This is a genomic window from Tullyiplasma multilocale ATCC 49900, from assembly GCF_000483165.1.
Classification (GTDB): Bacteria; Bacillota_I; Bacilli_A; order Mycoplasmatales; family Mycoplasmataceae; genus Tullyiplasma; species Tullyiplasma multilocale.
Map to the genome: position 1 here is coordinate 49766 of NZ_KI519557.1, position 12250 is coordinate 62015.

The window sequence follows — 12250 nt, forward strand, 5'->3', positions numbered from 1 at the left end:
AAAGAAAATGAAAGAAATTATTAAAATTGAAAATATAACAAAGAAAAATGTCTTAGAACCAATTAATGCGGTTATAAGCGAGGGTCAGTGTATTGGTATCATGGGAAATAGTGGTGCTGGTAAATCAACACTATTAAATATCATTTCAGGATTAGAAACACCAACAACTGGAGCGGTTCATATTAATGGAACTGACATTACGAAATTGAAAGAACCTAATTTAACAAAATTTAGATCAAGAAATATCTCATACATATTCCAAGACTATAAATTGGTTGAATATCTTAATGTAGAAGAAAATATAAAATTAATTGAAAAAAATAATGGTAATAAAATAGACGAAAATAAATATGAACAAACTGTTAAGGCCTTGGGACTTGAAGACAAACTAAAAGTTAATGTTAGAAAACTTTCTGGTGGTCAAAAACAACGTGTAGCAATCGCTAGATCAATTATTGGGGAATCAAAGATAATTTTTGCTGATGAACCAACTGGTGCTTTAGATATAGTCAACAAAAAGATTGTATTAAAAGAGTTGGTTGAAAATAGTAAAAGAAATAACAAAACTTTAGTTATTGTTACTCACGATCCTGAAGTGGCCTTATCAACAGATAAAATTTTATTCATCAATAACGGTAAACTTGATGAAATTATTGAAGCAAAAAATGTTGATATAAAAGCTATTGAAGAAAGATTGTTTAAAAATAATGCTTAATAACTCTATTTTTAAACAGATGCGATTCTATGCCAAATATAATTTAGCAACGGCATTTGCATTTCTGATAAGTTCAACATTCATTGTTTCAACCTTTTTTCTATTATTATCAAGCTCATCAATCAAAAACTATGAAGAATCAAATATGGGATTAATATTTATTATTTTGTCAGGGTTAACATTCATTGTTTGTAGTTTACTATCTTTATCAATCATGAAGGTGAATCTAGAGGTTCGTCGTTCAGAATTGAATAACAAACGTTTGCTAGGCTTTTCTCACAAGAAAATATTTAGCGATTTATTGAGGGAACAATTATTAATTTTGATACCAATTTTCATATTGGGTTTTATCTTGGCAATTCCTTTAAATAACTTTTTAATCGCTAAATTACAAGATAAAGAAATTTTAGATCAAACCTTTAAATTAAATATGGGTGTTGTGAATTCAATAATCACAATCCTTGCTGGATTTGTATTCTTAATCGGAGTTGTCTTCATTAGTACTAGGGGTTATAAGAGTTTGTTTGTATCAAATATAAACTCAGCTAATATCAGAACAAAAACTTTAGTTTTTAAATTAATAGTTGGGATTGGTTTCTTAGCTGGATATTTAGCTCTGACAATTTTCACAGATTCTGAAGTTGTCTATTTATTTGGAGGATTGTTTTTAGCAATTGCTGTATTTATCATGGGTGACATTTTGATAATGTGATTGATGGATTTATTAACTTTGATCTTTTTCAAAAGTTATTTAATGAAAATAATCTTTGCAAATATTAAAAACAATATCAAAAAGATTGTACCGATAATATTTATTGTAGTATTGTCATTTGTATTGCTTAATTTTAATGTCAATGTAATTGGTGCTATGTCCGGAGTTTCTGCATATGAAAGTTCCAATAACAAGTATGCTGAAGGCTTTAACTTCCTTGGAGTATATTTAAACCTAATTATAATCTCTTATGGATTACTAATGGTTATCAATGGATTATCAATGTATCTACACTCTATGAAGAGATCGAATAATGATTTAAGAATTCTAGGATATACAAATACTAAAATTTTCATGAGAAATATTACTGAGAATGTTGTTATCTTAGTTATTGCTTTAATTTTGGGATTTTCAGGAAGTACAGCGATAGCATTAGCTTTCGATGACCAGGAAAATTTAAAAAACTGACTAGTATGGGTATATGCATATAGTTCTTTGGTATTGATATTCTTATCAATACCAACAATTACATATTTCTCTTCAGCTATTAGAACAAATAAAAAACCGAGTTAATCGGTTTTTTATTTTAGTCTAGTAGAAATATATCTTAGGGTTGTACAAATTGGTGGGACAATGATGATGAATAGTAAATAATCAAAAGTTGTATTAATAGCGTTTAATACCATTGAATAAACTAAAATTCCGTATCCATCTCAAGCCTCGGCTCCATAAAAGAAATATCCGGCCAGCACTCTAGAAAAGTAAATTATGATAGTGGGAATTGTTAAAAAGATAAATCAATTGATTCAGTTAAAAAGTTTATCATCGCTTTTAAGGGGTTTTATAAAGGTTGCAATTGAAATTGCCAATACTGGAACCATATAGTCTAGTATATAAGCTACAGGCATCCCTATGTCTCAATTACTAGGCATTCATCAAGAAAGAATTCCTCCCAATAAGGCCACAATGAAAGTTCTGATGAAATCTGTTGAATAAGCTAGGAAAAATAAGGGTAAGAATTTTAAAGACAAAGATGTAAATGCTGGTAATTGAATAAATCCTGTTACAAAATCAAACAATAAGTATAGTCCCAAACTAAACCCCATAAAAGAAATATCCAGTATTGTCAGTTTACGTATTTTTATTTGACTAAATTTAAAATCTCTATTGATAAAAAAATATATGCTTGCCACAATATTGAGGGAAATTAAACTCAATAAAAACATTTGATTGATATACTTATGATATTTAATTAAGATCATTGCAATCATAACCTGACAGATCATCAAGATTATTAATAAAATGCTCAACGCAATTGTGAGGATTATTGCAGATTGGGTATCTGTATTGTTAAACCGATTAATAATAATTCTAGTAACAAAATAAAAGGTTGTTATCAATAAACCCAATGAATAGAAAATATCAAATCCTATGATTCAAAATTTATAGTGTTGTTTTTTCATGAAACCTCCATGAAAAAGACTGTATATGTAATATGAAAGAACTTCCTACGCTGGTATTAGCCAGATCAGGTTCTAAGAGTATTTCTCAAGCGATTGCTACCTCTGTCTTTTTCATAATGATTATAACCCTTAAGAGATATAATATTTATATAAAGGTGTATTAAGGACATAACTAATAGAACAAGTTACAAAGTGGTTTATTTTGGTTTTATTTGGTTTTATTTGGTGTATGATATACATGAGGAGGAAGTATGATTAAAGAACAAAGATATGAAGTTATTAGAAACTATCTAGACAAAAGAGAGATAGTTCTAATTGAAGACCTAGCAAATGAACTTAATATTCCATTAACTACTCTGCGTAGAGATATCAACGAACTAGTTAAAAAGAACTTGGTTTTAAAACATCATGGTGGTGTCGAATCTATTAAAGAGAAAAACATCGTTACTGAAGATTTCTTGGAAAGTAAAGTTTTAAAGAATGTTGCTGAAAAAGAAGAAGTTGCTCGTAAGGCGATTTCAAAAATCAAAATGCATGAATCAATTTTTATTGATGCTGGTTCGAACGGATATTTCGTAGCAAAAATGTTGGATCCTAAATTAGATCTCATGATAGTTACTAATTCAATCTCAAATGTTTACAAGTTAGCTGAAAATGGCCACAAGAACATCTATTTACTTGGTGGAAAATTTAAAGCTGTAACTGGAGCCATTACTGGTTTTGAAGCAATTGAAGCTCTAAAAAATTACAATTTCGATAAATCATTTATTGGTGTAAATGTGATTGATGAAGATTTTAATATTTATACAACTAGTTCGGATCATGCCCAAATCAAAATTGAGATAATTAAGCACTCACAAAAAGCTTATGGATTAGCCGATTCAAGCAAGTACAATTCCAAATCATTTTATAGATTTGGTGATAATAGTGACCTTGAATTGATTAGTTAGGAGAGAAAATGATATATACAATTACTTTAAATCCTGCTCTAGACCATATTATTGAAACTGACGGTTTTAACATCGGTGAAACTAACTACTACAACAATGATTACATTGTTGTTGGGGGTAAAGGTATCAATGTAGCTGTGGTTCTTAATAATTTAAAGGCTCATGTTCTTGGAACAGGATTAATGGGAGAGGGTAATAAAGATTCATTCATTACTAAATTTAATGAATTGAATGTTAAAAACAACTTCTTCTTCTTTGATGGGAAAACTCGTACAAACTTTAAGATTAAAAACTTAAAGGCTAAACAGGAAACTGAACTTAATGGATTGGGTAAAGAAGTTAATGCTGATTTACTAGTTAAGTTAAAAGATTACTTAAAAACAAACCTGGATAAAGGTGACATTGTTGTAGCTGCTGGAAGTATTCCAGCTGGAGTTCCGACAACTATCTATCAAGAAATTGGTGATATTTGTAACCAACAACAAGCATTATTTATTCTTGACACATCTAAAAAACAAATGTTGGAAGGATTGAAGGCTAAACCTTTCTTAATCAAACCAAACATTGAAGAAATATGCGAAATTTTAGGAAAACCATTCAGAGAATATTCTTATGAAGAAACTGTTGAAATGGTAAATGAACTAAAAGAACTTGGGGCACAAAACGTTTTATTAAGTATGGGATCAAAAGGGAGTTTGTACTTCCAAAATGATGGTTCTGTTTATAAAACAGGAATTGCTACAGGTAAACTTGTAAACTCAGTAGGTTCTGGAGACAGCATGATTGCCGGATTTGCTTACGGGTTATACAAAAACCTTGATATTGTAAGAACTTTACAATATGGGGCTGCTTGTGGAGGGGCTACTGCCTTTACACAGTGATTAGCAGAAAAACAAGATATTGAAAATTTAGTAGACACAATTAAAGTCGAAAAATTATAAGGAGAAATATGGAATTAAAAGATTTTTTCAAATCAGACGTCTCATTCTTCAAAACAGATTTAAAAACTAAAGATGAAGTTATTGATTTTTTAGCAAACAAATTAGTTGAAACAAATAAAGTTGCTGACTTAGAAGAGTTCAAAAAAGCTATTATGGCTCGTGAAGCTCAAGACTCAACTGGAATTGGGGATGGTGTAGCTATTCCTCATGCAATTAATGAAATTGTTAAAGAACCAACAATTGCTTTCTTAAGTTTAGAAACTCCAATTGAATGAAACAGTCTAGATGGAAAACCAGTAGACTTAGTATTCATGATTGCTACAAATGATGAAGGTGGAGGAGCTCACTTAAGTGCTCTTTCAAACTTATCTGTAGTATTGATGAACTCTACAAAACAACAATCAATTAGAAATGCGAAAGACTTTGCTGAACTTTCAGTTAACTTCTTACCAGAAGTTAAAGAAGAAAATAAAGCAAGTGATAACGGATACTTTGATGTTGTTGGGATTACAGCTTGTCCTACAGGTATTGCACATACTTATATGGCACAAGAAAAAATGATCGAAGCAGCTAAAGAATTGGGGATGACAGTAAAATGTGAAACTCAAGGACGTAGAGGAACTGAAGATCGTTTAACTCAAGAAGAAGTTGATAATGCTAAAGTAATTATTTTAGCTCATGATAAAGCTTTGGTTGGTATGGAAAGATTTAATGGGAAAACTGTTATTGATACATCAACAAAAGATATGATTTTCAATGGAACAAAGGTTATCGAAAGATACCAAAACAATGAAGACACAGTGGTTATTAAAAACCAAAAATCTGAGGGAAATGATAGTGGAGAAGAATTCTCACTTAAAAAATTCAAAGATTTCAAAGGTAATGTATTAGCTGGTGTTTCAAGAATGTTACCATTCGTAGTTGCTGGTGGAATTATTTTAGGAATCGGATTCCTAATTGATTTCGTTGCTGGTAATGGTGAGGCTGGTGGTTTACTAGGTACAGTGAACCCTGCTGCTGGGTGATTCTCAGCTATTGGTAAAACTGCTATGATGATGATGGTGCCAATTATGGCTGGATACATCGCATACACAATCGTTGGTCCTCAAGGACTAATGCCTGGTATAGTTGCTGGTTTACTAGCAGATGGTACTGGTGGATTCGTTTATGGATCACCTGATGATAAAGGTTTATTTGGTGAATGAACAGCTCTGTGATCTAAATTATTCCCTGAAGACATTCCTATGACATCAGGATTCATTGGTGCAATTGCTGGAGCTTTCTTAGCTGCAATTATCGTATTTGGATTAACAAAAGGATTCTCAAAATTCAATAAAGGATTCCACGGGGTTAGAGATATCGTTTTAATTCCATTGTTATCATTATTAGGAACAGCATTTGCAATGTTTGTAATCAATATTCCTTTAGGATATACAATGTGAGGTATTCAAGAAGGTTTAGTATGAATGGCAAATCACAACTTATTAATTCTATTAGGAGCTATTATTGGTCTTATGATGTGTATTGATATGGGTGGACCAATTAATAAAATTGCTTACGTATTAGGAACAATGTCAGTTGCTGGTAAATTAGGTTCTATTGATGCAAACCCTCTGATCACTAACATCATGGCTGCATCAATGGCTGCTGGTATGATTCCACCTTTAGGTATCGCTTTATCTACAGTTACATTTAGAAAAGTTTGAACTGCAAAAGAAAGAGATGTTGCTAAAGCTAACTGATTAATGGGGGCATTCTTCATTACTGAAGGAGCAATTCCATTCATGGTTTCAGATATGAAAAGAGTTTCAGTATCTGCTATGATCGGTGGAACAATAACTGGTTTATTAGTTGGAGCATTCCAAATTACTTTAGGAGCTCCTCATGGAGGGGTTGCTGTATTCCCATTACTGGATTCACGTTTATTTACAGATCCAGGAATGATGAAAGGTATGGGTATTGCACTATATGTTTTAGCTATTATTATCGGTGTTGTTATTATGGCTCTAGTTTTAGGGTTCTGAAAACAAACAGATATTAAAAGAGGTAAACTAGTAGTTGACGCTGGTATTACTGTAAGAGAAGTTAAAAACTCAAACAAAGAAAATAAATTTAAAAAAATGTTATCTTTCAAAAAATCTGAAAAAGAAGAAAAAGTAACAGCTTAATTTACTAAAAGATAATGGGTGACCATTATCTTTTTTTTATTTAGTTTTAAAAAGAGTAAAATATATATTAAGTGAGGTATTTATATGATTAAAATCGGAACAATTGGAACAAGTGCTATTAGTGAAGAGTTTGTTGAATCTTCAAAACAACAAGAGTTAGGGCAAGTAGTTGCTTGTTATTCTAGAGAACTTGAAAAGGCTAATGAATTCATTAAAAAAATGGAATTAAATGCAAAAGGATATGATTCATTGGAAGAAATAGCTCAAGATATTGATGCTGTTTATATAGCGTCTCCAAATGGATTACACTATCAACAAGCAAAATTTTTCCTAGAAAGAAAAGTTAATGTCTTTGTGGAAAAACCAATTACGTTCACTTTGCCAGAATTAGAAGATTTAATTAATATAGCTGAAGTAAATGAAGTCGTTCTATTAGAGGCTTACAAAGGATATCATTTACCACAATTTAGACCATTACAACACACTGTTGAAATGGGACAACCTAAAGTTGCCACTTTAATAATGAATCAATATTCTTCTAGAATGGGTGATATAAAAAACGGCATCTATAATTCTGTCTTTGATGATAAATTGGGTAAAGGATCAACTTATGACATGCTAGTATATCCAGTTGGTTTAGCTGTTGGTTTATTTGGAAAAGTTAAAGAATCTAAATCATTTACATCAAGACTTTCTAATGAATCAGGTATTACTAACATAGTTATTTTAGAACATGAAAACGGAATGCTTACGAACATTACTTGTTCTAAACAATCTCATCAAACTGTTGATTCAGAAATTTGTTTTGATGATATGAATATTACAATTGGACAAATTACAAAATTAGAAAACGTGGTTATCAGAAACTTTGTAAAAAGAATTGCTCCAGTTAGAATTGACAACGTAGAACAAAAAGACCCGTTCTACTATGAAACAAAAGCATTCCTTGAAATGGTTTCAAATCAAGACTTTAAAAGAATGAAAAAGTATCTAGAAATGAACAAACAAACAATAAAAGTTTTAGAGAACACGGAAATGGGTAATTAATCGTAGAAATAATTCTAAATATCATATAAGACAATGGAAATAGAAATAATATAATTTATAATAATATACATAGTATGGAGAGAAAAAATATGAGTAAAAAAATGAACGGAATCGGAGCTAGTGAAGGTGTTGCTGTTGCAAAAGCCTTAGTACTAGCTGAAGAAGAAATTAAAATTGCTAAAAAAGTTATTTCTGACGTTGATGCAGAATTAGCTAAATTAAATGATGCTGTAACAAGAACTGTTGCAGATTTAGAAAGTTTAAAAGCTACTACTTTAATTAAATTAGGAGAAGAGAAAGCTGCTATCTTTGAAGCACATAAAGATATCGCTGCAGATCCTGCAATTAAAGAAGAAATCGAATCAATGATTAAAAACGATAAAGTGAATGCAGAATTTGCTGCACACACAATCACAAACAATTACTATGAAATGTTCGCTGCTATGGAAGATGCTTACTTCCAAGAAAGATCAGCTGATATTAAAGATGTTGCTTCAAGAATGATTAAACACATAATGGGAATCAAAATTATTGATTTATCAACAATTTCTGAAGAAGTAATTATTGTAGCTGAAGACTTAACTCCTTCACAAACAGCTCAATTAGATAAAAAATTCGTAAAAGGATTCGCAACTAATATTGGTGGAAGAACTTCACATGCTGCTATTATGGCAAGAAGTTTAGAAATCCCAGCTGTTTTAGGATTAAGAACAATCACAACAGATGTTAAAGATGGAGAAGTATTTGCATTAAATGGAGCAACTGGTGAAGTTACTTTAGATTTATCAGAAGCTGATAGAGTTGAATTAGCTGCAGCTGCTGAAAAATTTGCTGCTGAAAAAGCTGAATTAGCAAAATTCAAAGATGCTAAAACTTTAACAAAAGATGGTAAACATAAAGAAATCGAAGCAAACATCGGTTCTCCTTCAGATGTTGAAGGAGTATTAGAACATGGTGGAGACGGAGTTGGATTATTCCGTTCTGAATTCTTATACATGGATAACGATCACTTCCCAACAGAAGAAGAACAATTTGAAGCTTATAAAGAAGTTATGACAGGAATGAATGGAAAATTAGTAGTTATCCGTACATTAGATATCGGTGGAGATAAAAAACTATCATACTTCGAATTCCCACATGAAATGAACCCATTCTTAGGTTACCGTGCTATTAGATTTACATTAGATAGAAAAGATATCTTCCGTGATCAAATTCGTGCTTTATTAAGAGCATCAGCATTTGGACCTTTAGGAATTATGTTCCCAATGATCGCAACAATTGATGAATTTAAAAATGCTAAAGCATTCGTTGAAGAATGTAAAGCAGAATTAGATGCAGAAGGAATTGCTTACGATAAAGAAGTTCAAGTTGGAATGATGGTTGAAATCCCTGCAGCTGCAGTTAATGCAGATAAATTCTCTAAATATGCAGATTTCTTCTCAATCGGAACAAACGACTTAATCCAATACTCAATGGCTGCTGACCGTATGAGTGAAAATGTTTCATACCTATACCAACCATTAAACCCTTCAATCTTACGTTTAATTAAAATGACTATTGATGGAGCACACGCAAACGGTAAATGAGCTGGAATGTGTGGAGAAATGGCTGGAGAAGTTCAAGCATTACCAATTTTATTAGGATTAGGATTAGACGCATTCTCAATGTCAGCTACTTCAATGTTAAGAGCTAGATCATTAATGTCAAAAATTGATTCTAAAGAAGCTGAAGAATTAGCAAACAAAGCATTAGCAAGTGAAACAACAGATGAAGTTGTAGCATTAGTAGACGCTTTCTTAGCTGATAAATAAAAATAATAAACAAACCAAAACAAAGTTTTGGTTTTTTTTATTTAAATTGGAGTAAAATAATAAGTATAATACATAAAAATAAGGGGAAAAATATTATGGGATTATTTGGTAAAAAAAATAAAACTATCGAAATCTATGCACCAGTTGATGGTAAATTAGTAGGTTTAGATAAAGTTGAAGACGAAGTGTTTTCAGAAAAAATGATGGGAGACGGATTTGCATTTGTACCTGCTGCAAACGGAGAGTTCGTAGCACCTATCGAAGGGGAATTAGTAACTGTATTCCCAACTAAACATGCTTATGGAATCAAACACAAATCAGGTGTTGAAGTATTAATCCACATCGGATTAGACACTGTAACATTAAACGGTGAAGGTTTTGAAGCTTTCGTTGAACAAGGTGGAAAAGTTAAAGTTGGAGATAAATTAGTAAACGTTGATATTAAAACAATCAAAACTAAAGTTCCTTCAACAACAACTCCATTAATTTTCACAGATCAAGCTGGAAAAGAAATTGAAATTGTTAAAACAGGAAAAGTTGCTAAAGGTGATTTAGTAGCTATCTTAAAATAATCGAAATATTTACTTGTATTTAGTGTGTCATTCTTATACAATATTATTGTTTAAAGAAGAAGCACTAAGCTCACCATTAGCATTAAGCGATGTGGTAGTCAAATATATAGATTTATACTTATATAAAATGTGCTTTCTAATTCTTTAACGGCACATTTTTTTATATTTAAAAAAAGAGGAGAATCATACATGGATCAAAGAAATAGAAATTCGAGACCAGTTAAAAATCAAGATCCTATCAACGATTTCATTAGAGCGAGAGAAATCTTCGTTATTGATGAAAACGGTGATAAGAGAGGTGTTATGTCTAAACGTGAAGCTATTGAATTAGCTGAATCAAAAAACTTAGACTTATACCAAGTTGGAACACAACCTGATGGAGTTGCAATTGCTAAAATTGTTAACTTTGGTAAGTTCAAATATGAACAAGCTAAAAAGTTAAAAGAAGCTAAGAAAAACTCATCAAAAACTGAAAACAAAGAAATTCGTTTAACAGTTAATATTGGACAACACGATTTAGAAACTAAAGCTAGAAAAGCTCGTGAATTTTTAGAAGACGGAGACAGAGTTAAAATCTCATTAAAATTTAAAGGTAGAGAAATCGCATACTTAGATTTAGGACATGAAACACTTAAAAAATTCTACGCCTTAATCGAAGACATAGCTAAGATTGAAAAAGAACCTAAATTAAATTCTAGATTCTTAGATATGTACGTTGTGCCTAAGAAAAATTAGTAAAGGATAACAGGAGACAAAATTATGCCAAAAATGAAAACTAAAAAAGGTTTAGCAAAACGTGTTATTGCTAGAGCTGATGGTTCTCTAAAAAGAGGACAAACACGTAGATCACACCGTGCTACAGGTAAAACTACAAAACAAAAAAGACACTTAGAAAAAATGACTTTAGTACACAAAACAGATTTAAAACGTATTAAAGGTTTATTACAAAAATAGGATAGGAACGAGAGGAATATACAATGGCAAGAGTTAAATTCGGTAAAGTAACAAGAGCAAGAAGAAAACGTTGAATCAAACGTGCAAAAGGTTACTATGGAACAAAAAAATCTTCATACAAAAAAGCACATGAACAAGTAGTTCGTTCTATGGCTTACGCCTTCATTGGACGTAAACAAAAGAAACGTGATTTCAGACAATTATGAATCGTTCGTATCAACGCAGCTGTTAGACCTTATGGTTTATCATACTCAAGATTTATGAATGGTGTTAAATTAGCTAACATTGATGTTAACCGTAAAATGTTATCAGAATTAGCAATTAACAACCCTGAAGAATTTGAAGGATTAGTAAAAACTGTTCAAGCAGCTTTAGCTAAATAATTCATTAAACAACCGCAAGGTTGTTTTTTTATGCTTTATAATATTAATAGATTAAATGAGGTGTAACATGGCTAAAGTTAATGAAGAAAAAGGAATAATAGAATTCGGTTTAAGTGAATTTGAAGCGGCATGAAATAATGCTCCAGTACTTGTTAATAAAGACGCAACAGAATTTAGATTATGTTATATCTGCAAGTTCCACTTAGAAAGAAAGTTGTTTGCCGAAATAACAGAAGATGGTTTTGCTTGAACGATCGATTTAATTAACACAAAAAAACCGGTTCTTGAAGATTCTAACTATATCGCAATTCACCGTAATTGTGTTGGAAGTAGACCAAAAAAAGATGCATCTAAAATTTTAAAATACATCTATGCAACAGAATGAAAATTCGATGAAGGATACTATTCAGAAAAATAATTTAACAAATCCCTAGCTGGATTTGTTTTTTTCCATTTATTTGGAAAAAATATATCTATTTTTCAAACCAGTAGTAAAATAATTTTAAGAAGCAATGATAGATTCAAAAGGGGATT

13 protein-coding genes and 1 riboswitch are annotated in these 12250 nt (G+C 31.1%); of the genes, 12 read left to right on the forward strand and 1 reads right to left on the reverse strand.

Going from position 1 to position 12250, the window contains the following annotated elements:
• Window positions 1-7: 7 nt before the first annotated feature.
• Window positions 8-715, forward strand: a complete 708-nt coding sequence (locus tag G319_RS04725) for an ABC transporter ATP-binding protein (RefSeq protein WP_051350875.1) — start codon at window positions 8-10, stop codon at window positions 713-715.
• Window positions 708-2000 (forward strand): FtsX-like permease family protein, encoded by a 1293-nt coding sequence (locus tag G319_RS09715; RefSeq protein WP_026389636.1) that lies wholly within the window; start codon window positions 708-710, stop codon window positions 1998-2000. Before G319_RS04725 ends, G319_RS09715 begins: the two co-directional genes overlap by 8 nt.
• An 8-nt stretch (window positions 2001-2008) precedes the next feature.
• Here G319_RS09715 and G319_RS09720 read toward each other — a convergent pair whose 3' ends face one another.
• The gene (locus G319_RS09720; RefSeq protein WP_280123371.1) at window positions 2009-2533 is read right to left on the reverse strand and encodes an energy-coupled thiamine transporter ThiT; all 525 of its coding nucleotides are present in this window, start codon (window positions 2531-2533) and stop codon (window positions 2009-2011) included.
• Window positions 2534-2915: 382 nt separating this feature from the next.
• Window positions 2916-3004: riboswitch (TPP riboswitch) on the reverse strand.
• 137 nt (window positions 3005-3141) lie between these two features.
• Between G319_RS09720 and G319_RS0103175 the strand changes: the two genes are divergently transcribed.
• The 10 genes from G319_RS0103175 (at window position 3142) to G319_RS09725 (ending at window position 12134) form a co-directional block, all read left to right on the forward strand.
• The gene (locus G319_RS0103175) at window positions 3142-3840 is read left to right on the forward strand and encodes a DeoR/GlpR family DNA-binding transcription regulator (RefSeq protein ID WP_026389638.1); all 699 of its coding nucleotides are present in this window, start codon (window positions 3142-3144) and stop codon (window positions 3838-3840) included.
• Window positions 3841-3848: 8 nt separating this feature from the next.
• Window positions 3849-4781, forward strand: coding sequence for a 1-phosphofructokinase (gene pfkB / locus G319_RS0103180; protein ID WP_026389639.1), 933 nt, complete (start codon window positions 3849-3851; stop codon window positions 4779-4781).
• A gap of 8 nt (window positions 4782-4789) precedes the next feature.
• The gene (locus G319_RS04730; protein WP_084514142.1) at window positions 4790-6949 is read left to right on the forward strand and encodes a PTS fructose transporter subunit IIABC; all 2160 of its coding nucleotides are present in this window, start codon (window positions 4790-4792) and stop codon (window positions 6947-6949) included.
• A gap of 84 nt (window positions 6950-7033) precedes the next feature.
• Entirely contained in the window at window positions 7034-7996 is a 963-nt protein-coding gene (locus G319_RS04735; protein WP_051350876.1) for a Gfo/Idh/MocA family protein, read from the forward strand.
• Between the two features lie 89 nt (window positions 7997-8085).
• Entirely contained in the window at window positions 8086-9807 is a 1722-nt protein-coding gene (gene ptsP / locus G319_RS0103195) for a phosphoenolpyruvate--protein phosphotransferase (RefSeq protein WP_026389640.1), read from the forward strand.
• A 95-nt stretch (window positions 9808-9902) separates the two neighbouring features.
• A complete protein-coding gene (locus G319_RS0103200; protein ID WP_026389641.1) occupies window positions 9903-10379 on the forward strand; it encodes a PTS sugar transporter subunit IIA in 477 nt (158 codons plus the stop codon).
• A gap of 189 nt (window positions 10380-10568) precedes the next feature.
• Window positions 10569-11114 carry a translation initiation factor IF-3 gene (gene infC / locus G319_RS0103205; RefSeq protein ID WP_026389642.1) on the forward strand — a complete coding sequence of 182 codons (546 nt, stop codon included), beginning with the start codon at window positions 10569-10571 and terminating at the stop codon, window positions 11112-11114.
• Between the two features lie 24 nt (window positions 11115-11138).
• Entirely contained in the window at window positions 11139-11333 is a 195-nt protein-coding gene (rpmI, locus tag G319_RS0103210; protein WP_026389643.1) for a 50S ribosomal protein L35, read from the forward strand.
• A gap of 23 nt (window positions 11334-11356) precedes the next feature.
• Entirely contained in the window at window positions 11357-11716 is a 360-nt protein-coding gene (gene rplT, locus G319_RS0103215; RefSeq protein WP_026389644.1) for a 50S ribosomal protein L20, read from the forward strand.
• A gap of 67 nt (window positions 11717-11783) precedes the next feature.
• Window positions 11784-12134, forward strand: coding sequence for a hypothetical protein (locus tag G319_RS09725; RefSeq protein WP_026389645.1), 351 nt, complete (start codon window positions 11784-11786; stop codon window positions 12132-12134).
• Window positions 12135-12250 lie beyond the last annotated feature (116 nt).